Raw genomic sequence first — 23,026 nt, forward strand, 5'->3', positions numbered from 1 at the left:
CACCCGTTGCTGCGCCTCTGCCAGTTCTTTGCGAAAGCCTAAAGCCTTGCCCGCCCTTGTGCCAGTGGCAAGCGGGCGGGTAACAAGGTTTATCAGCCCCAAGCCAAGGCCGCACCGCCCGTGAAGATCGCCTATATCCTCAACACCTATCCGCAGCCCTCGCATTCCTTCATCCGGCGCGAGATCGCGGCGCTAGAGGCGGCGGGCCATGAGGTGGACCGTTTCGCCATGCGCGGCCCCGATGTGCCGCTGGTCGATCCACAAGACAAGGCCGAGGCGGCAGCGACCCAGTATGTGCTGGCCACCGGTGGCAGCGCCCTCGCCCGTGCCAGTCTGCGCATGATACTGCGCGCGCCGCGGCGGTTCGGCCAAGCGCTGCGCGACGTCTGGCAGGCCGCCCGCCGGGCCGAGACGGGGCTGGCCCGCCATCTGATCTATCTGGCCGAGGCCTGTTATCTGCGCGCCCGGCTTGAGGGCAGCGACATCCAACATCTGCACGCCCATTTCGGCACCAACGCCGCGATGGTCGCGATGCTTTGCCACAGGTTGGGCGGGCCGCGCTATAGTTTCACCACCCACGGGCCCGAAGAATTTGACAGCCCGCGTGCCCTCTCGCTCGGCGCGAAAATCCACCACGCGGCCTTTGCCGTGGCGATCAGCCAGTTCGGGCGCAGCCAGCTGTGCCGTTGGGCCGACCCGGCGGATTGGCCGCGCATCAAGGTCGTGCATTGCGGCATTGAGCCCGCCAAATTTGCCGCCCCCGCCCCCCTCTCCGATGGCCCGCGCCGCCTTGTCTCCATCGGGCGTTTCGTTGAGCAGAAGGGCCAGCTCGCCCTGATCGACGCCATGGCCCGGCTGCGCGGCAGCCACCCGGATTTGCACCTCACCCTGATCGGCGACGGCCCCCTGCGCGGCGTGATCGAAGCCGAGATCGCCCGCAACGGCCTGCAAGAACGCGTCACCCTGACCGGCTGGGTTGATGAGGCCCGCGTGACAGCAGAACTCGGCGCCGCCCATGCGCTGGTGATGCCCAGTTTCGCCGAAGGCCTGCCCATGGTGGTGATGGAGGCGATGGCCGCCGCCCGCCCCGTGATCGCCACCTATATCGCAGGCACGCCGGAATTGGTGCAGCCGGGCGAGACCGGATGGCTGGTGCCCGCAGGCGATGTGGCGGCCTTGGCCGAGGCGATGGCCGCCCTGCACGACGCCCCCCTCACCGCGTTAGAGGAAATGGGCACGAAAGCCCGCACGCGGGTCTTTGCACGCCATGATGTCGCCCGTGAGGCGGCGAAACTCGCCCAGCACATGCAAGAGGCCGCCCGCTAGCGCCCCCGCACCCAACGGTTGGCGCTACGCAAAACCGGCGCATGGATCGTCAGCCGCACGGCCACAAAGACCAGCGCGCCCAAGGGATCGGCCAGCGCCCGCCGCCAAAAGGGGTGCAGTCGGTCATGGGGATCGTCATTGCGCATCAATTCGGGGAACAGCTGCGCCACCTCGGCCACGCCTGCATCCTGCCGCCGGCGCACCCGCACCAACGGCGCGAAACCTTCGATCATCGGCCAGTCATAGCGGGCGGGCACGGCGATACGCTCCTCGGGGCGAAAGTTCAGCCGCGCGAAAGTGTCGTCCGAGATGATATCGGGCCACGCCCCCCACCGCGCCCGCCCGGCGCGATTCATCGCAAAGACGCCAAAGCCCGGCACGCCATGGGTCATGAAACCGGTCGTCCGCCAGAACCGTGTGTAATGGCGCGTCACCCAATCGCCAGAGGTCGTCACCCGCGGCACCCCGCTGCCATAGCGCGGTGCGTCCCCCGCCAGCGCCTCTTGCAACTGGCTCAGCAAGGGCGGTGAGACCAGCACATCGGCGTCGAGATAGACCAACACGCCCCCCCGCGCCGCCGCCTCGCCTGCGTTCCACGCGCCCAGCTTGCTGCCTTGGGCCAGTTCCAGCACCCGCAAGACCCAGCCCCGCGCCTCGAATGAGGGGATCGCTGCACGGGCGCGTTCGGCGGTGTTGTCCGAGCAGCCATTGGCCACGACGATCACCTCAACCGGCCCCGCCAGCGGCGCGGAGGCGCAGAGCGCGTCGAGGCAGGCGGGCAGCCAGCCGGCTTCATCATGGGCGGGGATCAACACGCTCACCCCTTGGAACGCGCCGTTGTTCATTTCCATGCGGTCAAAGCATCCCACCGCGGATTGTCATCCGCCAGATAGCGCAGTGCCCCCCAAGAGCCCCATTTCGTCGGCGCATAGACATCGGAGTAATGGGTGAAAAGCTGCCCGCCCACGGCCAACCAGCCCGCCATCAGATCGGTATAGAGCGCGCCCATCTCGGGGGCGTAGTTCAGATGGTGAAAGAACGCGGTCAGTCCTTCGTCATTCACCTGCGCCCCAAGGCCAACCACATGGCTGCCGCCTTCGTACATCACCAGATCGAGGTCATGCGCCCGCGCCACGGCGGCGTGATGGGGCCAAACCCGGCCAATGAGATCGGCCAGCGTGTCGGTCTCCAAGCCGCTGGTGCCCCCGTTGCGCAGGTCCTGCGCCGCAAGGGCCGCGGCCGCATCAAAGCGGTGGGCCGCGATATAATCGGCCAAAGCCGCGCCGCTCAGCCCCTGCGCCTCCCCCTCGGCGCGGGCCTTGGCAAGGCTATCGGCCAGCCAGCCGCTGACCAATTCGGCATTCTCCTCCAACCCCAGCACGCCGCCGAAATACCCGGTGATCGCATAGGCATCGAAGGCCGTGGCGGGGGCGCTGTTGCCCGCCTGCTCGGCCACGTAAAGCGGCGCGTCCAAGGCTTCACGCTCAAGCCCTAACCACCCGGTTTGGCTCGCGATCACATTGCGCAACCGCGCCTCGGCCTCACCGCCGAAAACATCCGCCCAGATGCGTGCCACTTCGGCGGCCCGTAGACCGTAGAACTGCATCCCCTTCTCGGCCTCATCCCAGCGGGCCTGCGCCATCTCATCGGCCCATTGGGTCTGGGCGAATTGCCAGTTCCACACCTCGTTCGAGAATTCCACATAGGCTTTGCGCTCGCCCGCCAACGCCTCTTCAACATAGGTCGCAAAGGCGGTCACATAGCCATCGTCCGCCAGATGCGGCATGTTGAACCACGGGTCGATCCCCAGCTCATTGGCCAATGCGACCATCACCTCTACCGGGACGCCGCGCAGGGCATAGGTCACATCCTCGGGGCGCGGACGGTCCTCCCAAGTGGCGATGGGGCTGTCGTTGGTGGCCATCCAATCCATGAAGCGCAGCACCTTCATCCCCGTCAGATGCCGCGTCCAATCAGGGTTGAAACGCGCCCCGGCGTCGTAATCGGCGACGCGGTCTTCGCGGACCACGGTGATCTCACGCGGCGGGTCGCCGCGGTGCATGCGTTGAATGCGAATGTCGACACTGCCCGGCCCCGGCGCATAGTCGAACCGCACCTCGTTCTTGCCATAGCGCACATTCTCGGCCCGGCCCGTGACCTCGATCACGCCCTGCCCTTTGAAGCGGAGCAGATAGCGGCCTTTCAGCGTCGTCGCCTGCGCCGGCATGTCGGTTAGGATCAGCGTGCCAATGCTGCCAAGTTCGCGCGGCATCTTCACCGGCCAGCCCTCGGCATCGAGATAGCCGCCTTCGACCAACTGCGCATATTCCATCCCGCCAAAACGCCCGGCCACATGGCCAAGCCACGGGCGGGCCGTTTTCATCAGGTCAAGAAAGGGGGTCTGCACGCTCCAATCCGCGATGGCGGCAAGGCCGATGCCCATGTCACGGGTGCCGGCGACGGCCTCCTCGGGGGCGGTATTCTTAAATGGGGCTGGCGGATCGAGAGGTTTCGCCGCCTCGGGCGCATCGCTGTCCGGGCTGGGCGCAGGCGGGCCGGTCGGGGCTATCGGCGCGGTCTGGGCGTTGTCCTCGGCCACGGGCCGCGTCGCGGGGGGCGCCGGTGTCACTGCACCGCCCTGATAGTCCTGCACCGCCTCCCAGGCCACCCGCTGCAGGGCGCGGGCAAGATCAGGCTGGGGCGTGTCGAAAGCCTTGCCCCAGCGATCGTTAAAATCCGTCGGCAGTCCCAGCGGGTCTTTGCCCGTCAGCGTGGCATATTGCACCATGGCGACGAAATAGTGGCCGAGGTCGTTCAGATGGATGTCATCCGCGAAGAGCGCGTCGATCCCGGTCAGCCCGGAAAGGTTTTCGGCGGCGATTTCGTCATAAAGATGGGCCATCGCTTGCCCGGCTGGGATCACCTTGATCGTCGCGTTCTCCGAACTGCGCCCCGCGCCCACCGCCGATGCGATCCCCTCCCACGCGGGCAGATCGCTGTCCAACCTTTCGCGCCACGGGATATGGGCGTGATCGTCATAGGCCACCGCCTCCCCGCTGCCGCTTTTCAGCGAATGCCATGTCTCTTGCAGATAGACTTTCACTTCCGGATTGGCCGCCGCCGCAAGATCAAAGAAGGCCTGCGCATAGACTTCGGTGTCCGACCAGCGGGTGTGATTGGCCAGCGGGATCGCCTCGGTCAGGATGAGATGGGTGATGTCCCCCTCGGGCAGCAGCGCACGGGCATCGACCCCCTCGGCCCGATCCGATTCATCCCAATTGTAGCGAAGAGGCGCGCCGTTGATGATCTGCGCGCGCACCTCGCCCTGCCCCACCCCGGCCCGCAGCGCCTCTTGCAGCATATCCGGCCCGTCCGCACCGAAAAGACTGTGGCCCACCATCAAGACCGAAAAGAGCCCGCCCAGACCGCTCATGCCGCGACCCCGCTGTCGGGATGGGCGCGGACCACGTCCCAGACCACCCGCTGCATCAACCGCGCGGCCTCCGCACTTGGGGCCTGCGCCGGGGTGCCGTCGGCGCGCAGCAGTTCGTGCGGCAGCCCTGCCGGGTCGCGGTGATAGAGGGTCGCGTAATGGGTCAGCGCCACGAGGTAAGCCCCCTGATCGTTAAAGTGGATCGTATCGGGGTGGCCATTCTCACCGCGCGAAAAGAGGTCATGCAGGCTGATGATACCGCCCACCCCACCGGCGGCATCGACCGCGCGGACAAAGGCCGCCATGACCTGCCCTGCGGGGATCAGATGAATGGGCACCTCCGATTGCTGCAAGGCGGGGTAGATCACCTGCCGCCGCCAGTATTTCTCCAAGTCCCGGTCGATGCGGTTCAGCCAGCCGTGGCCGTCATCCGTATGGTGCCACGTCTCATAGAGGTAGACGCGGGTGTCGGGCCGGGCAGCATGGGCCAGCCGCGCCCAATGGGCAAGGTAATCGGGGCTGTCGTGATAGCGGATGGCATCGGCAATCTCGACCATTTCGGTCAGCACCACCGCGTCGTAATCGCCCGAGCCGATGGCCGCCCGGGCGGGCCGGTGCTGCGCGTGATCGTTGGACCGCTCGAACCCGTTCACAGGCACATCCGGCTCCCAATGGTCGCGCAGCGAACTGCCCCAGCCGGTCTGGCTGTGATAGCTATGCCCCGTCCCCGACAACTGCGCCAACATCGCGGGCATGTCGCGGCCCACCAGTGAATGCCCCAGATGATAGACCTGCATCGGCCCCGAAGGCGCGCTCAGCGGCGTGGCATAGAGTTCCTCCGCCCGGTCCTGCAACTGCGCCCGGCGAAAGACCCAAGACCCGCCGCCGAGGCTGGCAAGCGCGGCGCCCCCCAGAAAGAGACGGCGTGAGAGTGCGACCATGAGATCAAGCTCCTTTGCGATCAATCTGCCCAATCGCCACCCCGCTGACAAGATGGCCCGCCACCGACGCGATCCGCCCCGGCAGCTTATCGCCGCGGCTAAAGCGCTCAGTATCTTGGGTAAATCGCGCGTCGAAGGTGATATTGTCGCCAGATAGGGTGACCTCAAGCCGATCAAAGCCAAAAAGCGCCTTGGTCGCTGGGTACTGCGCCTTATAGGCCGCCTCCTTGGCGCAAAAGATGCGTTTCGCAGCCGCTAGGTCCGCGCCGCCGAGGCGGGTGATTTCCGCCGGAAGGCAGATTTCGGTGAGCAGGTCTGCGGGCAGTGGGCTGTCGTCTTCGATGTCGACGCCGAGGGTCTCCACCTCTGCCCTGCGCGCCAGAACCGCGATGCACCAGTCGTCACAGTGGCTGATGGACCCGGTCAGCCCGGGTGGCCAAATCGGCGCGCGGTCGGCACTGGCCAGCACCGGCGCGGGCGGATGGCCAAGCGCCTGCATCGCCTCCCGCGCCGCGTGGCGTCCGGCGGTGAATTCGGCGACCCGTTTGGGCTGTGCCCGTGCGATGAAGGCGGCTTCGCCCGCCAGCAAGGGCGGGTATGCTCTGCCGGGGCGGGTCACGGCGACGGCGACCGGCAGATCGAACAGAGCCTGAACGGCATCTTTGATCTCACCCTCCGCCGTCACCTCAACCCCGCCCGCGGCCACGCGCGGCCCGCATGAGGCGACGTTTCGACATGGTCTCGGACCGCGCGGGGGGCTCGGCGGCAGAAGGCGTCTTGGCCGGTGCGGCGGTCTTGCCCCCCAGCCCGTCGATATGTGCCGCCAGTCCGGCAAGACTCGGGAAACGGAAGATATCGGTGATTGACAAAGCGCTGACGCCCAAGGCCGCCTTGATGTCGCGATGCGCCTGTACCGCCAGCAGCGAGTGGCCGCCGAGGGCAAAGAAATTATCCTCGCCGCGAATGTCCCCTATCCCCAAGAGCGCGCTCCAGACCTGCGCGATCGCCGTTTGGCTGCCGACCGCGGGCGTTTCGGCCTGCGGCGCAGCATGGGTCGGCGCGCTTTGTCGGGTCGGGGCGGGCAGCGCCTTGCGGTCGATTTTCTTATTCGGCGTCAGTGGCATGGCAGTGAGGGTGACGATGGCCTGCGGCACCATGATATCAGGGAGATGCGCGGCCAATTGCCGCCGCGCGGCGTCGCTATCCACCGTCTTTTCCGCGACCACATAGCCGATCAACTGCGCGCCACCCTGCCCGGCATCCTCGCGCAGCACCGCCACGGCTTGGCGCACCCCCGGCAATTCGGCAAGACGCGCCTCAACCTCACCCAGCTCAATCCGATGGCCACGTATCTTAACCTGCGCATCCGCGCGCCCCTCGAAATGCAGCACGCCCTCGGCATCCATCCGCACCAGATCGCCCGTGCCGTAAAGGTGGCCCCTGCCGGTGAAAGGATCGTCGATGAAACGCGCCGCTGTCATCTCGGCCCGTTGCCAATAGCCCTGCGTGACGCCATCGCCCCCGATCCAAAGCTCCCCCGAAGCACCGATGGGCAGCGGCTGCCGCGCGGGGTCGAGGATATGGACCTGCGTATTGGCGATTGGCCTGCCGATGGGCGCGGTGGTGGCCTCGGCACTGTCGAGCATATGGGTCGTGGACCAGATCGTCGTCTCAGTCGGGCCATACATGTTCTGGATCTGCGCCGGGGTCGCCGCGCGCAGCCCGCGCAGCAGGGTGCCGGGCAGCGCTTCTCCCCCGATCATCAGCGACTTGATCCGCGCCAAAGCGCCGCGCGCCTCGTCGTTCATCACCATCATCTGCGCCATCGAAGGCGTGCATTGCAGATGGGTCACCCCGTGGCGGATGATCTGCGCGACGATGGAGTGGTCATCCGCCGCCGGTTGCCCGCCCGCATTGGCGCGGTGCAACACCTCGGCCAAGGGGGCAAGCCCCGCCATTACCTTGTCGGTCGGAATGCCATAGTCGATCAGACAGGCAATCTCATCCACGCCGATCCGCTTGAGCTGCTCGGCCCGCGCCAGACCATCGGCCACGGTGCCGAACATGCCGCTGTCGTTGAAATAGCGTTGAAAGGCGAACTCAAGGATCGCGTCCATTTCCTCAGGCGAGAGACCTTCGAGGTCGATCTCAAACGGATTCGTCGTGCCCGCCGGTTTTTTGAAGGCCGGGAAGGCCCAAGCGTATTGTTTGATCAGCCCCGCTGCCGAGCGCAGGTAGTCCTTCATCGGCCCGCGCGCAGTCTCTTCGGCCTCGGCGCGGGTCTCGGCGAGATAGCTGTGCAGCATGACGGTGATCTTGTGGTCCGCCGGATCATGGCCTGCAGCGCGCAGGGCGTCGTGGTAAATCTTGATCTTATCGGCAACCTCTTCCACGGTCTGGCCCAGCAAGTGGGTCAGCACATTGGCCCCGATCTCCCCTGCTTCTTTCCAAGTCTGCGGATTGCCCGCCGTGGTCACCCAGATCGGCAACCTGCCCGAGACGGGGCGCGGCTGGGTCACCACCGCATGGGGCGTGCCATCGGCGCGGGGGAACTCTACCGGCTCCCCGGCCCAGAGCCTGCGCAGCTGGTCGATGGCGTCATACATCGCGGGCTTGTTTTCAGGCGGCGTGTTCTCGGGGCGCAGCACGAAATCGTCGGGCTGCCAGCCGCTGGCGATGGCCAGGCCGACGCGCCCATTGGTCAGATTGTCGATCACCGCCCATTCCTCGGCAATTCGTGCGGGATGGTGCAGCGGCGCCACGCAAGACCCTGCCCGCACATCAAGGTTCTGCGTCACCGCCGCCACCGCCGCGCCGGTGACGGAGGGGTTGGGGTAAGGGCCGCCAAAGGCATGGAAGTGCCGCTCGGGCGTCCAGACCGCGTTGAACCCGTGGGCGTCGGCGAATTTCGCCCCTTCAAGAAGCAACTCGTATTTCTTGGGGCCGACGCCATCGTCATTGCCCCAATAGAACAGGTTAAAGTCGATCCTGCGGTCGCTCGTGGCAATTGGGCCGTTCGACATGAGCGCCCGGCTGTCATCGCCCGCCAGCACCAGTTTGAACCCCCGCGCGAGGGTCCAAAACAGTTCCAACACCGAAATGTCGAAGCTGAGGCTTGTCACGGCAAGCCAGACCGCCCCCGCCTCATGGTCGATCCGGTCGTCCATCCCGGCAAAGAAATTCGCCACATTGCCATGGCTGACCATCACCCCCTTGGGCGTCCCGGTCGAGCCGGAGGTGTAGATCAGATAGGCGAGGTCATCCGGCCCGGCGCTGGCGGCGGGGTTCGCCCTCGGTGCCGTGGCAAGGCGCGGGTCGCGGTCGATCTCAACCACCTGCGCGCCATGCGCGGGCAGGCTGGCGGTGAGGGCCGATTGCGTGACCACAATAGATGCGCCGCTGTCTGAGAGGTAGTGCGCCAGACGGTCTGCCGGATAGGCCGGATCAAGCGGCACATAGGCGGCCCCGGCTTTCAAAATGCCAAGCGTGCCGACCAGCAGGTCCACCCCCCGTGCGACGCAAAGCGCGACCGGCATCCCCGGCCCCGCCCCCTTACCGCGCAGCAGATGCGCCAATTGGTTGGCGCGGGTGTTCAATGCGGCGTAGCTCAGCGTCTCACCTTCAAAGACCAGCGCGGGCGCGTCGGGGGTGCGCTCCACCTGCGCCTCGAAAGCGGCGTGGATGGTGTGGGGGTCATAGGCGCGCGTCGTCGCGTTGACGCGGGCCAAGGTCTGCGCCTCAGTCTCTGGGAGCGCCCAGACGGTGCCGCAGTCCGAGGCCTCGATGATCTTGGCAAAGGCCGCCTCAAGGCGTGCGGCGAGGAGGTCGACCGCGGCGTCGGACAGCCGCGCACCGTCGGCAAGAAGCCGCGCGCCCTGTAGTGTGAGGCAGAGTGTCAGCGCCGACCCCGCAAGCGGTTCATCGCTAAAGGAGATCGCGAACTCCGGGGTGGCAGCCACATCAATCGCCGGGTCGCGCAGGGGCAGGTCGCGGGCGAAACCCGCGGCCCCCTTCCCGCGGGTGAGTTGCGGGTCTAGCTGAGCCAGCAGTTCCGCCGCCGGTGTCTCCGCCTCTGCCGTGATGGTGATCGGCAGCCAATCGGCGATGAGCGGCGCGGGCGCGCCTTCACGCCGCAAAGCGATGCCGCCTTCGGTGGCCCCGGCGCTGCGCAGCGCGACGAGGGCTGCGGCGGCGACTTGGTACAACGGGTCGCTTCCCTGCGGCAAGGTGATCTCCCGCGCCCCCCATGCCTCCGGCGTTTCGGTTGCGGTAACCAAGGGGACCGGCAGCGCGTCGAAGCTGGTGAGAGCGCGCCGCCAATATGCCTCATCAGCCGGAGCCGGAACCGGGCCTGCCGTCTGGGGCAACATATCCCCGGGGGCGAAAAACTGCGCAGGTGCAACGCTTTCGCCCGCCATATCGCGCAGATCATGGAGGGCGATATGCCCGTCCTGCGCCGCCACGATTACCCGCGCCTCGTCGACCTCGACAACCTCGCCGGGCGTGCCGCCCTGCCCCGCCGCGCGTTCCACGCGGGGCACGGAGAGCACCGCGCCACCCGTGCCCAGAATTTTCGCCGTGGTCAGCGGGTTCCAATAGCTGCCGAAATCAAGGCCACGGACCAGCGCGCCGATCTCCTCCGCCGTTTTGGTAAAATCGATCAGCCCGCCGTTCTCGGGACGTTTGTCCTTCGCGAAATAGCTGCGCTGACTCAGGTCTTGGGCGGTGCCTTGCAGGCTGCCGCTTTCCAACTGGGCCAGAACCTCGCCAAAGCTTTCCATCCCGGCGGCGTAGCATTTGGAATTGAGGCTGAAGGCCGTCTCATCGGCTGCGATATCAACCTTGCGCTGCGCCAGTAGGTCGCCGGTATCGACGCCGGTCTCGATCAGATGCCAACTGACCCCATGCCGCGCCTCGCCATTGATGATCGCCCAAGCGGGTGTGTTGAGCCCGGCATAGCGCGGCAGCGGACCATCGTGAAAGTTGACCGCCCCGCGTTTGGGCAGCGCCAGAACCGTGTCGGGGATCAGCCGCAGGTTGGCGATGCTTAACAGCCAGTCGGCGGACAGCCCCATCGGCAAGAGTTCCTCGGTATCGCGGCAGAGCGCCAGCCCCTGCCCCTCGGCCCAAGCGCGCACCGCGTCGTCGCGGGTGATCACGGCAGTGATTCGGTGCCCGCCCACCAGCAGCATGTCGCCGCAGGCGATGGTGAGGGATTCGTCGCCCATCAGGAAGGCGGTGAACGGGTCTGTCTTGAAGCTGACGGTCATCAACGGTCCTCCGTGGCGGGGCTACGGCTTGGGTCTTGAACGGCGGGGGCCGCGCGCCGCGCGGTGAGCGCATGGGCCGCAAGGTCGCGGTAGAAACCCGGCGCATCTTCCGGGCGGCGCCCGGTGAGCAGGCAGCGCAGATGGTGCAACCCGCCCCCGGCAAGCCGCGCGAGCGTGGCCAGTGCGGCATAGGCGCGGCCATGGTTCTTGGCGAAATAGCGGTGGCGGCTGTCGAACCAATAGCGCGGCATGCGCCGCCATTCCTTCATCCCGGTGGAGACCGAGCCGACATGCACGCAGCGCGCCTGCGGGACATACCAGCAGTCCCAACCCGCCCGCGCGGCCCGAAGGCAAAGGTCGGTTTCTTCGTAATAGAGGAAATAGGCTTCGTCGAAGAGGCCGATCTCGGCCAGCATGTCCCACCGCATCATGACGCTGGCACCGGCCACCCAATCGACCTGCGCCGCCTTTTCAGGCAGGGGCGGCGCCACGACCGAGGCAGAGAGCAGCCGCGTCAGCGGGCCAAAGCGCGCAGCGGCCTCCAACTCTCCGGCGGCTGAGGGGAAACGAAAGGCAGTCGCATGAGGCACATCATCCTCCCCGCGCACATGGCTTCCGGCCAATCCGGCGCGGGGGTGGTTTTGCAGGTGGTCCAAGAGCGCCCCGATACAGCCGCGATCGAGGAAGGCATCCGAGTTCACCACATGCACGAAATCCGGCGCGGACCCGTCCGACATTCCCGCCCGCATGGCCAAGTTGTTGCCCGCGCCAAAGCCGCCGTTGCGGGGCGATGCGATCAGCCGCACCCGGTTGCCCGCGCCCCAGCCCCGCGCGGCGATCTCCTGCGCCAATAGCGCGGCAGAGCCATCGCCGCTGTCATTGTCGACGATCACCAATTCGGCACCCGCATCGGGCATATCGGCCAAAGCGGCCTCAGCTGCGCGCAGGGTCATCTCTGCGGTGCGGTAATTGAGGATGACGACCAGCAGGCGGGGCGGTTGCTGCATCATTCCGCCGCCGTGGCTTGGGTGTGGTCTTGGCCTGCGCCTTCGGGCAGGGCTGCCGCGATCACCTCGGCCAGTTCTTGCGCCAGCACGGTCACATTCGGGGCCAGCACCATGCTGACGTGATCGCCCGGCACTTCGATCACCTGCAAGCGCGGCGCGTATTGCCGCCACTGGTTGTCCTCATAGACATATTCCTTTTCCGCCGTGACATACTGCCCGGCAGAGACCGCCCAATGCCGATCCAGCGGCGGGCGGAACAGGGTCATCGGCCCGTCCCACTTCGGGGTTTCATACCGTCCCACCGCGCGGAGGAACGCCGCCTGAATGCGCAGACTGTTAAAGGAAACCCCCTCGCCCTCGCCGCTCGTCTCTTGCGGCGCCCGACGCCGCTCACGCTCCCACGCCCAGCGGTTGCGCGCCCATTCCAGCAGATAGGCCGGGCCTTTGCGCTTCAGTTCGGCCAGTTTGATATGCGCCTTGTCGATCTTGTTGAGCGACGGGCGCACGGGCAACGGCGTGTCGAGCATCGCAAGAACGGCCACCTCCTGCCCCGCGGCCTTCAACTGCTGCGCCATCTCATAGGCCGTGATCCCGCCGCCGGAGTATCCGGCCAGCAAATAAGGCCCTTGGGGCTGCAAGGCGCGGATTTCGGCGATGTAATCCGCCGCGGCGGTTTGCACCTTTTCATGGGGGGCCGCGTCCCCGATCAGCCCACGGGCCTGCACCCCATAGACCGGGCGCTCCTTGCTAAACGGCAGGGCAAGATGGCGCAGGTTCAGCACATTGCCGAACATCCCCGCGACCACGAACAGCGGCATTGCGTTCTGCGAGGACTGGTTGAGCGGCACGAGGTAGTCAAAGCGCTGTTGCGAGCCCGCCGCCTCTGTCTCGACCGCCTCCGCCTGCGCCAGATCCCCGCGTTCCGCCGCGATCAGGGCTGCGCATTTGGCGATGGTCGGCGCTTCGAAGAGGACGGAGATCGGGAACTCCACCTTGAACTCACGTTTGACCGCCGCGAAGAGGCGCACCGCGATCAGGGAATGGCCACCGAGGTCAAAGAAACTGTCCTCGACCCCCACGGGGCTGACGCCCAAAAGGTTCGACCAAATCTCGGCCAACCTCTCTTCGATCCCATTGCGCGGGGCCACGAAGGAGCCGTCGAGATCGGGCCGCTCAAAGCTCTGCCCTTGAGCGGCGGCATCGGTCAGCGGCGCATCGGCCTGCGCGATTAACCCTTGCAAGGGCAGCGAAGAGACCATGACCTGCGGCGCCTCCAGCGCCAGCGCGCGGCGCAGCGCCTCTGGCCCCTCCTGCGCGCGGATGCCTTGGCGCACCAGACGGGCCAGACGCTCTTCGGCGGGGCTGAGGCTATCACCGCTGTCGGCATCCTCAAAGGTCACGTCGCGGGCGTCGGGCGGGGGCACATCGGCAAAGGCCCCTTCAAGCCGCTTCATCGCGAAATCGCGGACCTCGACCAGAACCATGCCCTGCGGATCGGTGATCGTGACGTCGAAACGGGCCAAACCCTCGGCCCCCGTGCCCTCGGCCAGCCGGACATGCGAGCGGACCTCGGCTGGCAGCGGGGCGTGAAGCGTGATCTCCCCATAAGACAGCGGCACCCAGAGGTGGCGCGCGGCATAGCCGGGGATCAGCGCCATGGCCCAACCGGTGGCGATATCCATCAGACCGGGGTGCATCAGGTAGCCATCGGTCAGATCACCCTGTGCTGCCTCGGGCAGGTGCAACGTGGCGATGCCCTCACCCTGCCCGAGGGCAGTGCATTGCAGCACATGCCAGCGCGGGCCGAACTTCAAATGCGCTTCTTGAACCGCGGGCAGATGGCGCCCGGGGGCGGCCTCGGCCACGTCCTCGCAACGGGCGGCGATGGCCGCGAGGTCAAGCGGTTCGGCACTGCCGTCTGCCGGAGACAGCCGCGCTTGGACATGCAACTGCCACGCAGGCTTGCCGTTGACCACACAGGCGCTGTGCAACTCGGCGGCGAAACCTTTGCCCTCCGGGGTCAGGGTGATCTTGATCCGGCGCTGCGCCCCATCGGCCAACGGCAGGGGGCGCAGGAAATAGAGGTCTTGCAGAGTGAAGCCGTCTAGCCCTTGGGCCGCCGCCGCTTCTGCCAAAAGCTCAATGTAGCCCGTGCCGGGCATGATCGCGCGGCCATCCAAGGTGCGGTGTTGGTCAAGCAGCCAATGGGAGGCTGCAACCTCGGTCGTGAATTCGGGCGCGCCGCTCTCACCCGAACCGGCGGTTTCCAGCAGCGCCGCCTTGATCAGGCGGGCCGGCAGCGCCACGGCACCGCCGCCGCCAAGGCTTTCTGCCGCCATGCCGACATCGCCCCAAACGCCCCAGTTCACCGCCACCACGCGGGTCTGCGCCGCGCGCCGCGATTGCGCAAAGGCGTTGAGCCAGGCATTGGCCGCCACATAATCCACCTGCCCCGCCGCGCGGGTCGCGGTGGAGGTCGAGGAAAAGAGCACCATGAGGTCGAGCGTGCCATCGGGCAGCAGTTGATCCAAGACCCGCAGCCCCTGCACCTTGGGCGCAAGCACCGCGTCGATATTCGCATCCGTTTTGGCCAAAAGCGGCGCGTCATCCAGCACCCCCGCGGCATGGATCACCCCCGTCAGCCCGCCGTGGCGCGCGGCCAGGTCGTCGATCACCCGGCGCATCTGCGCAAGGTTGGCGACATCCGCGCGGGCCACTTCGACCGCGCCGCCCGATTGCGCCGCCTTGGCCTCAAGCCGCAGGACAGCCCGCAGGCGGCGCGCTGTGGCATCAGCCGGGCCGTGGCTGGCAAGGTAGCTTTCCCATTCATGGCGCATCGGGAGGGCCGCGCGGCTCAGCAGGATCACGCGGGTGCCGGGCGTGTCAAGAATATCCGCCGCGAGGGTCATGCCGATGCCCCCGAAACCGCCGGTGATGAGGTAGCTTCCCTGTGACTTCCAGCCCGGCAGATCAGCCTCGGGCAGCGCGGCGGCGCGGTAGCCCAACTCATAGCGGCGGCCAGCACGATGGGCGACTTGGGGGTTGGCCGGGGTCGCCAAAAGCTCTTCGATTAGGTCCGAGGGGTCAATCACCGGCGCGGGCGTCACCGGCTTCGCGAACCACCCGGAAAGCGCGACAGGGGCGGCCTCGGGCAGGTCAATCTGCGCCGCCGTCAGCCCCGGCACCTCGCGCGCCATGACCCCGACGGGGCCGGAAATGAGCGTTTTTTCGGGGTAGGCCAGCCCCTCCTCTGCCACCTGCGCGGCACCGGTTGTGAAGACGCTGAGGTGCATCGGCGCGGGGTTCTCGGCCTCGGCCAAGGACTGGGCGAGCCACGTCAGGCTCCAGAACCCCTGTTCGACGTTGCGGTCAAACCGGCTGGAGCCGGGGCGCGGGGCGGCCTGATCATCGGTCAGCCAGAAATGCGCGATCCGGTCGGGCCTCCGCCCATCGGCCTCAAGCGCTGCGATCAACTGGTCATAGCCTGACCGCCCCTGTTCGGCGGCAAGCGTGAAATGATCGGCGCTGACGCGGTCAAAGGCATCCCCCGCCGTGACCTCTGCCACCCGGTGCCCTTCGGCCCGCAACCGTGCCGCCGCCTCGGCCCCCAGCCCCGCCGTATCGGCAAAGACAAGCCAGTTCAGCGGGCCGGACAGGTCCAAATCCCGTTCGGCATAGCGCGGTTGCCAATGCGGCAGCGCGCCCCAGTCGCCGATATCCTCCAGCCGTTGCAGCGGTTGCTCGGCAGGGCGCGCCGCCGCCTCACCCGGCGCGATGAAATAGCGCGCGCGTTGGAATTGATAGGTCGGCAGCACCACGCGGTTGCGCCGTGCCTCGCCCCAAATCTGCGCCCAATCAGCCTCGACCCCGCAGGCCCAGAGCCGCCCGATCACCCCGAGGAAATAGGCATCATCCGCGATCTCTTGCTCGGGGTGGCGCAGCGAAGACATCACCAGCCCCGGGGCCACATCCGCGTGCATCTGCGCCAAGGCGGAAAGCGCCTTGCCCGGCCCGACCTCAAGGAAAACCCGCGGCGCATCGCGGCTCAGAGTGTTGATGCAATTCGCGAAATTCACCGTGTGACGGAGCTGTTCGACCCAATAATCGGGGTCCGTCGCCATCTGCGCCGTGATCACCTCGCCGCTGCGGTTCGACAGGAAGGGCATCTGCGGCGCGCGCAGGTCAAGCGTGGCGAGGAAGGCGCGGTATCGGTCAAGGATTGGGTCCAACATCCGCGAGTGCGCGGCGATGTCGATGGCGATGCGCTGATGGTCAAGACCGGCGGCGTCTAGCCGCTCTTGCAGCGCCTTTAGCGCGTCTTCGGGGCCGGAAACGGCGATCAGTTCCGGGCCGTTCACGCTGGCGATATCAAGGGCCTCGCCCAGAAGCGGCGTGATCCGGTCCAGCGGCGCGGCAATGCTGATCATCCCGCCCGACGGCACCTCGTCAAACAACTGCCCGCGCAGCAGCACAAGGTCGATACAGTCCTCAAAGCGCATCACCCCGGTAAGGCAGGCGGCGACATTCTCGCCCATGGAATGCCCGACCATTGCGGCGGGTTTCACGCCCCAAGACAGCCAAAGCTGCGCCAGCGCATATTCAACGATCATGATCAGCGGCAGTTGCACCGAGGGGCGTTTCAGCTTGGCCTCGGCTGCTGCGCGGCCCTCAGCCTCCGGCAGCCAGATCGCGCGAATGTCGTAGTCGAGTTGCGGGGCCAGATGGTCCAGCCCCCGGTCCATCCATTCGGCAAAGACCGGCTCGGTCTCGTAAAGATCGCGGGCCATATCGGCATATTGCGCGCCGCCGCCGGGGAACATGAAAACGACTTCGGGATCAGGGCCGAGGTGGTCATGGGTAAAGACACGGCGGCTGTCGCCCGCCTCCAGCAGGGCCGCGGCTTCCTCATGGCTTTCGGCCACCAAGACGCGGCGTTTGTCAAAACCGCGACGGCCCTCTTTCAGGGTGAAAGCCACATCGGCCAAAGGCTGTTCGGGATGGGCGCGCAGATGTGCCGCGAGCGCGGCGCTATTGGCGTCCAAGGCCGCTTTGCTGCGCCCCGAAAGGCAGAGCACATGGAAAGGGAAATCGCTGTCTTCCGAGGCCGCGCGGGCGGGGGCCTCTTCCAAGATCATATGCGCATTGGTGCCGCCCACGCCAAGCGCATTGACCGCGGCGCGGCGCGGGGTGCTCTGGCCGGGCCAGACATAGAGCCGGTCATTGACGCGGAAGGGCGAACCTTCAAAAGGGATCGCCGGGTTCGGCGCTTCATAGCCCAACGAAGGCGGGATCTGCTGGTGGTGCAGCGACAGCGCCGCCTTGGCCAGCCCCGCCACGCCCGCCGCGGTGTCGAGATGGCCGATGTTTGTCTTGACCGATCCGATGCGGCAGAAATCTTCGGCCTGCGTCTCGGCGCGGTAGGCTTGGGTCAGCGCGGCCACCTCAATCGGGTCGCCCAGATAGGTGCCGGTGCCGTGGCATTCGACCATGCCGATGCTCTGCGCCGCCACGCCTGCATCATCGAGCGCGCGGGCGATGGCGGCTGTCTGCCCGTCCACCGAAGGTGCCAGGTAGCCCGCCTTTGCCGCCCCGTCGTTGTTCACCGCCGAGCCTTTGATGACCGCCCAGATGTGGTCACCATCCGCGACAGCATCCTCCAACCGCCGCAGCGCCACGGCGCCTGCGCCAGAGCCAAAGACGGTGCCCTGCGCGCGGTGGTCGAAGGCATGGCATTCGCCATCAGGCGAGAGGATCTCGTTTTCCTTGAACTCATAGCCGCGCCCCTGCGGCAGTTCGATCGTCACCCCGCCCGCGAGCGCCATGTCGATCTCACCCGCACGCAGCGCTTGAGCCGCGTAATGGATTGCCACCAGCGAGGTCGAACAGGCGGTTTGCAGGTTGATCGACGGGCCTTTGAGGTCAAGCACATGGCTCACCCGGGTCGAGAGGAAATCCTTGTCGTTCCCGGTATGGCGCAGCAGGAACATGCCCACATCGTCGACGAGGTCCGGGTTCGAGCAGATGTTGAAATAGAAATAGCTTCCCATGCCGCAGCCGGCATAGACACCCACCGGGCCGGAAAGGCTTTCGGGCATATGCCCCGCCTGCTCCATCGCCTCCCATGCGATCTCAAGAAACTTGCGGTGCTGCGGGTCAAGGATGGCGGCGTCTTTTGGCGAGAAGCCAAAGAACTCCGCATCGAACATCTCATAGCCGGGCATATCGGCGGTGACGGGCACATAGTTTGGCCGGGCCATCCGCTCGGCGCTCTCTCCGGCGGCGCGCAGCTCTGCCGCTTCGCGGCGCTTGAGCGCGCTTACCCCATCGCGCAGGTTCGCCCAATAGGCGTCAATCCCTTCGGCGCCCGGCACCGTCACCGACATGCCGACGATCGCGATGTCACCGCGCGAAAGAGTGTTGTCCGTGCTATTCATTGCGACACATGTCCCACCGCCCGCTTGGCCAGAGTGCGGCACCCTTGAGGTTCAATTTAAGCTTCGGGTGAAGCATACAACAGGCAAATCTGGCGAAAATGAGCCGATAACGTGCCCTAGGGTCACTTTCGGCCAAAATCACTTCACAGCGCCGTGAATGGGTCGCGGTTTAGAAAACCGTCCGCTTTGCGTTCAACGCGGGGGCGTCGATCCTGTTCCACCCTTTGCGCGCCGCCGCCAACCCTTCGGCATGGCCAAGGATCGCCCCAGCCGTGAGCCAAGTGAGCGGGGTCAGCGTGGCATTAAGCAACATGTCCATCATGGTAATGCCAAGGATCAATAGCAGCGGTGCGAGCCATGGGGATAGGCTCGCATCGCCCATCCGGTAGAGGTGCAGCCCCACGAGGATGATCGGCAGCGCCAGAAGGCCCATCTCGCATAGGTAGCCCAGCCAGCCGAAAGTGCCGAAAACGATGATCCAGCGGCCATCGGGGATCGACAGGATATTGCCGTTCGTCGCATCGCGGATCAGGTTGCGCCCCCATCCGCCCCAGCCGAACCACGGTTTCTCGGCGGCCCGTGCCAACAGTTGCTCTTCGTTCATAAAGCGGTAGCCAAGCGATTGCGCCCGGTCCGCGCTGATCGCCTCGGCCTGTGCAAGGATCGCATCGAGCGGCACCAGACCGGCATTGCGCAGCATCGGATAGATCACCGCCACGATGGCAAAGACCACCGCCAGACGGATCTGCCACCGCGCCGGGGTCAGCAGCACCATCGGCACCAAAAGCAGCGCATAGGCCAGCGAGGCAAGGCTTTTGCACAGCAGCAGAACCACGGCGAGATAGGCCGCCAGCAAGAGCATCTTCCAGCGGTCGATCACCGGGGTCTGCCGCGCCAGCGCCACCGCCGACAGCAGCGCGATACACATAAACAGCGCCAGCCACAGCGCATGGGGCAGAAACACGATGGGGCGAAAGCCCCCATTGCGCATCATCTGTTCAAAGGAGTGCTGGAAGAACCCGTAGATCCATGTGTTGAGCTGCGGTGAAAAACGGATCTCGAACAGCGAAGGCACGGAGTAGATCACCCCGCCTACCATGAAGGCCAAGAGCAATTCCCGCAGCCCCTTTTCATCCGCAAGGAACTGCCGCGCCAGCAGGAAGGGCACCAGCATCAGCACCTGCCCGATCAACACCGACCCGATGTCACGGATCGAAAGCCCCGGCAGCGTGTCGACGGGGAAAAGGATCGGCTCAAAGCCGCGGATCGACTGAAACAGGATCGGATCGCCATTGGTCAGCACCGTGGGCACCGCCGAAAAGACCAGCCCCAGCACCAAAAGCCCCGCCACACGGGAGGCGGGCCAAAGCTGCAATTTCTCCTGCCTGCCCAGCCAGATGATCAGCAAAACGCTCAGGTTCGGGATCGACACTTTGTCGAGCCCCGGCACCAGCGGCAGGTTGAACTCCGCCAGCGGGGGCAGGAACAGATAGCCGCCGAGGATCGACCAGATCAGCGCCCGCTGGAGCGGCAGGTTCCGAAATAGGGCCAGACAGACGAAGGGCCAGATCAGCAACATCAGATAGGCGACGGGATTTGGCATGACGTCCTTCGCGAAAGCCGCGTCGGGGTGCGGCAGGATGGGGCCGGGCAAAAATACCATCTGGTCCCAGCCCTGTCATCCCGCTAGTTTTGCCGCAGGTTCACTTTGGTGCGGGCGTGGCTGACAGATGGCACATGAAATCAATGGGATAGATCGCGCAGTTTATGCTCATTCGCCTGCCCGTGGTGGTGCGACAGCGGAAGGCGCGGCATGAAGTATGGCACGGGCACTGCCGCCGTGGAGGTCAATGTGGCGACGCGGGCCGCATTGTTTCAGGCCCTGCGCGCCCGCTTTGCCACGGGTCAGGGATTCGCCCTTGCCACGCTTAACCTCGACCATCTGACCAAATTGCCCCGCGATGCGGGCTTCGCCGCCGCCTATCGCGCGCAGGATTTCATCGTGGCCGATGGCCGCCCCGTGGTCTGGCTTTCGCAACTCGCCAACCAGCCGGTCGAGCTGATGCCCGGCTCCGATCTGATCCTGCCGCTTTGCGAATTGGCCGCCGCACACTCGCTGCCTGTCGCCTTTTTCGGCAGCGATGAGGGCGCGCTGCAAGGGGCCGCAGCGGCCCTGCGGACCCGTCTGCCGGGGTTGGAGATATGCCATATCGCCGCCCCGCCCATGGGCTTTGACCCCGAAAGTGCCGAGGCGGATACCGCCCTGCGGGAGATCGCCCAAAGCGGCGCACGCCTTTGTTTTCTGGCCCTCGGCGCGCCTAAGCAAGAGATCCTTGCCGCACGCGGGCGCGACATAGCGCCGGGGGTCGGCTTTGCCTCGATCGGGGCGGGGTTGGACTTCCTCGCCGGGCGGCAGCGCCGCGCGCCGAAATGGATGCGGATGCTGGCTTTGGAGTGGCTTTGGCGGGCTATGCAAAGCCCGGCGCGGATGGTGCCGCGCTATGCCCGTTGTTTCGCGATCCTGCCGCGATTGACGCTTGCGGCATGGCGCGCGCGCTAGGCTCAGCGGTATTCGATGATCCGCCCGTCGCGGCGCATGTGGTATTTGAGCACGCCCAAGGCTTCGGGGAATTTGCCCAGCAGGGTGAAGAAGCCCCAAGCCACCCCGCCCCGCCGCATCAACCGCAACAGTTGCAGCGGATAAAGCAATGCCAGCCCAAGCCCGGCCCAAGGGAGCACCAGCGCCAAGAGCAGGATCACGGCGGGCAGAAGCGCCCCCCAGAGTAGTGCGCGGCGCGTTTCGGCCACCCAATGCCCATCCGGCCCGCGGCCATGCAGCGCGGCCCCTTCGGCAAAGGCATGGCCCGCACGCAGGCTGCGCCGCCACCACTGGCCCACCTTTGTGATCTGCGCGTCATGCCATGTCATCTCGGCGTCGAGCCGCCATATCTGCCAGCCCGCGCGGCGCAGCCTTTGGCAAAGCTCCGGCTCTTCCCCGGCGATCATCTCGGCCCGGTAGCCGCCCACGGCGCGCAGCGCGTCCAAGCGCATCAGCGCGTCACCGCCACAGGCGCGCGCCTCGCCCACGGGCGTATCCCACTCGCGGTCGATCAGCCTGTTGTAGACAGAGGCCTCGGGGTTTTCCTCACGCCGTCTGCCGCAGACCACGGCGACATGCGGATGGGCGCTCAGATGGGCCTCCGCCACCGCCAGCCAACCGTCTCGCAGGATGCAATCCCCGTCAATGAACTGCACCAGCGTGATCCCCTCGCCCAATGCCGCCATGCCCGCATTCCGCGCCCGCGCGGCGGTGAAGGGCTGCTGCATGTCAAGCTCGACCACCTCGGCCCCCAGCCACCGCGCCATGGCGACGGAGCCATCGGTCGAGCCGCTGTCGACATAGACGATCTGCGCCACCTGCCCTGCCAGTCCTTGCAAGGACCGCTCCAACCGCGCGCCCTCATTCCGGCCGATGACGACGGCACCGATGCTCATGCGGCATGCTCTTCACGCCAAGCGACGACATGGGCGCTATAGGCCTCCGACGGCACCAGAAAGCCCGCACGATAGAGAAGTTCGACCCGGTTCCAGCGTCGCGCATCCAGTGAGAAGAGCGAGACATCGGGGTTCTGCCCGATCACCGCCATGCGCCGCGCGTCTTCGCCATGAGACAGGTTGCCCGCGCCCAACGTCTCGGCATCCCGCGCGGCGGCGTCATTGGCGAATTTATAGTGTTTGATCACCGCCGTCATATCCGCCACCCGCAACCCCGAAGAGAGATGCGGATGCGGCGCGAGCGTAACCTCGGACCCATTGAAGATCAGCGGATGTTTCGTCAGGCAGCAATCCTCGCCAAAGACCTTGCCACGCACGCCGCCGAAAGCGAATTTCACCGCCTTGTTAGAAAGCGCATTGTCGGCCAGCAGGGCGGAGAACGGAATCTCCGGGCTGTGGTAATCGATTTTGCGCACCGCGCTGATGTCGTAATAGAGGAAGGATTGCAGCGCCTGTTTGTACGGCATCCCCGCCGCCGCCGCGAGGCTGGTTTTGGGAAACATCTCAAGCATCTGTGCCGCCAAGGCGGTATAGCCCTGCCGGTCGAGATAGGCTGTCAGCCCCTTGATGCCGATCTGGCTGCGCCCTTCGAAATCGAAAATCTCGTCCATATCGACATAGAGACACCAGCGGTCCTTGCCATAGGTCTGCGCGGGGTATTGGCGGATCAGGTCTTCGTATTCGGCCAACGGCAGGGTGCAACGGTCGATCACCGTGCCCTTTTGGGCTTTGATCCGGGCGATGGTGTCATCGCGTGAGCCGTTGTCGATAAAGACGAAATGCTGCACGCCCATCGCGCGGTAATGGCGAAAGAAAGCGTCGAGGTAATAGCTGCCGTCGCGCACCAAGGCGATCAGCACCACCTCGCCCGGGGCGGTGTCAAGTTTGCTCGGCCCATGCAGATGCTGCAAGGAGGCGGCAAAACGCGCGCGGCGGCGGGCGTTGTGCAGGCGTTGGCGCAGGCGGCGGAACAGATGCAGGGGCGATTTCATGCCCTTGTGATACGCCAGCCGATCTGCGCGGTCCACTGTCCCCGTGCCCTTGCGCCCTGCCCCGCAGC

Annotated in this window: 12 protein-coding genes; 2 read left to right on the forward strand and 10 right to left on the reverse strand. The window is 66.1% G+C overall.

All coding sequences use genetic code 11. The annotated features are described in order from the left end of the window. Nucleotides 1-120 precede the first annotated feature (120 nt). On the forward strand, nt 121-1,326 hold the full coding sequence (locus tag ACGYKA_RS01050; RefSeq protein ID WP_394410061.1) for a glycosyltransferase: 1,206 nt from the start codon (nt 121-123) through the stop codon (nt 1,324-1,326). Here the strand turns inward: ACGYKA_RS01050 and ACGYKA_RS01055 are convergent. The 8 genes from ACGYKA_RS01055 to ACGYKA_RS01090 form a co-directional block, all read right to left on the reverse strand. Further along, complete coding sequence (locus tag ACGYKA_RS01055; RefSeq protein ID WP_394417251.1) at nt 1,323-2,177, reverse strand: glycosyltransferase family 2 protein; 855 nt, start codon at nt 2,175-2,177, stop codon at nt 1,323-1,325. The genes ACGYKA_RS01050 and ACGYKA_RS01055 overlap by 4 nt on opposite strands. After that, nucleotides 2,168-4,759 carry a hypothetical protein gene (locus tag ACGYKA_RS01060; RefSeq protein ID WP_394410056.1) on the reverse strand — a complete coding sequence of 864 codons (2,592 nt, stop codon included), beginning with the start codon at nt 4,757-4,759 and terminating at the stop codon, nt 2,168-2,170. The genes ACGYKA_RS01055 and ACGYKA_RS01060 overlap by 10 nt, the downstream gene beginning before the upstream one ends. Continuing rightward, entirely contained in the window at nt 4,756-5,700 is a 945-nt protein-coding gene (locus ACGYKA_RS01065; protein ID WP_394410053.1) for a hypothetical protein, read from the reverse strand. Before ACGYKA_RS01065 ends, ACGYKA_RS01060 begins: the two co-directional genes overlap by 4 nt. Before the next feature lie 4 nt (nt 5,701-5,704). Further along, nucleotides 5,705-6,406 carry a 4'-phosphopantetheinyl transferase gene (locus tag ACGYKA_RS01070; RefSeq protein ID WP_394410050.1) on the reverse strand — a complete coding sequence of 234 codons (702 nt, stop codon included), beginning with the start codon at nt 6,404-6,406 and terminating at the stop codon, nt 5,705-5,707. Beyond that, entirely contained in the window at nt 6,387-10,970 is a 4,584-nt protein-coding gene (locus ACGYKA_RS01075) for a MupA/Atu3671 family FMN-dependent luciferase-like monooxygenase (protein ID WP_394417248.1), read from the reverse strand. The genes ACGYKA_RS01070 and ACGYKA_RS01075 overlap by 20 nt, the downstream gene beginning before the upstream one ends. Further along, entirely contained in the window at nt 10,970-11,977 is a 1,008-nt protein-coding gene (locus ACGYKA_RS01080; protein WP_394410044.1) for a glycosyltransferase family 2 protein, read from the reverse strand. The genes ACGYKA_RS01075 and ACGYKA_RS01080 overlap by 1 nt, the downstream gene beginning before the upstream one ends. Further along, a complete protein-coding gene (locus ACGYKA_RS01085; protein ID WP_394410041.1) occupies nt 11,977-18,411 on the reverse strand; it encodes a type I polyketide synthase in 6,435 nt (2,144 codons plus the stop codon). Before ACGYKA_RS01085 ends, ACGYKA_RS01080 begins: the two co-directional genes overlap by 1 nt. A 169-nt stretch (nt 18,412-18,580) precedes the next feature. Next, nucleotides 18,581-20,074, reverse strand: coding sequence for a hypothetical protein (locus ACGYKA_RS01090; protein ID WP_394410038.1), 1,494 nt, complete (start codon nt 20,072-20,074; stop codon nt 18,581-18,583). 150 nt (nt 20,075-20,224) lie between these two features. Here ACGYKA_RS01090 and ACGYKA_RS01095 point away from each other — a divergent pair, with 150 nt between their 5' ends. Beyond that, on the forward strand, nt 20,225-20,971 hold the full coding sequence (locus tag ACGYKA_RS01095; RefSeq protein WP_394410035.1) for a WecB/TagA/CpsF family glycosyltransferase: 747 nt from the start codon (nt 20,225-20,227) through the stop codon (nt 20,969-20,971). Between the two features lie 2 nt (nt 20,972-20,973). Here the strand turns inward: ACGYKA_RS01095 and ACGYKA_RS01100 are convergent, their stop codons facing one another. Together ACGYKA_RS01100 and ACGYKA_RS01105 are read right to left on the reverse strand one after the other, a co-directional pair. Next, nucleotides 20,974-21,906: a glycosyltransferase family 2 protein gene (locus ACGYKA_RS01100; RefSeq protein ID WP_394410032.1), complete on the reverse strand. Its 933-nt coding sequence runs from the start codon at nt 21,904-21,906 to the stop codon at nt 20,974-20,976. Beyond that, entirely contained in the window at nt 21,903-22,994 is a 1,092-nt protein-coding gene (locus ACGYKA_RS01105) for a glycosyltransferase family 2 protein (protein WP_394410029.1), read from the reverse strand. Before ACGYKA_RS01105 ends, ACGYKA_RS01100 begins: the two co-directional genes overlap by 4 nt. Between the last annotated feature and the right edge of the window lie 32 nt (nt 22,995-23,026).

It is taken from the genome of Sulfitobacter sp. 1A15106, from assembly GCF_043556995.1.
Lineage (GTDB): Bacteria > Pseudomonadota > Alphaproteobacteria > Rhodobacterales > Rhodobacteraceae > Sulfitobacter > Sulfitobacter faviae.

Coding starts and splice junctions, on each gene's coding strand:
- ACGYKA_RS01055 (WP_394417251.1), bottom strand. CDS start 2,177: ATGGAAATGAACAACGGCGCGTTCCAAGGGGTGAGCGTGTTGATCCCC.
- ACGYKA_RS01060 (WP_394410056.1), bottom strand. CDS start 4,759: ATGAGCGGTCTGGGCGGGCTCTTTTCGGTCTTGATGGTGGGCCACAGT.
- ACGYKA_RS01065 (WP_394410053.1), bottom strand. CDS start 5,700: ATGGTCGCACTCTCACGCCGTCTCTTTCTGGGGGGCGCCGCGCTTGCC.
- ACGYKA_RS01075 (WP_394417248.1), bottom strand. CDS start 10,970: ATGACCGTCAGCTTCAAGACAGACCCGTTCACCGCCTTCCTGATGGGC.
- ACGYKA_RS01080 (WP_394410044.1), bottom strand. CDS start 11,977: ATGCAGCAACCGCCCCGCCTGCTGGTCGTCATCCTCAATTACCGCACC.
- ACGYKA_RS01085 (WP_394410041.1), bottom strand. CDS start 18,411: ATGAATAGCACGGACAACACTCTTTCGCGCGGTGACATCGCGATCGTC.
- ACGYKA_RS01090 (WP_394410038.1), bottom strand. CDS start 20,074: ATGGTATTTTTGCCCGGCCCCATCCTGCCGCACCCCGACGCGGCTTTC.
- ACGYKA_RS01095 (WP_394410035.1), top strand. CDS start 20,225: ATGAAGTATGGCACGGGCACTGCCGCCGTGGAGGTCAATGTGGCGACG.
- ACGYKA_RS01100 (WP_394410032.1), bottom strand. CDS start 21,906: ATGAGCATCGGTGCCGTCGTCATCGGCCGGAATGAGGGCGCGCGGTTG.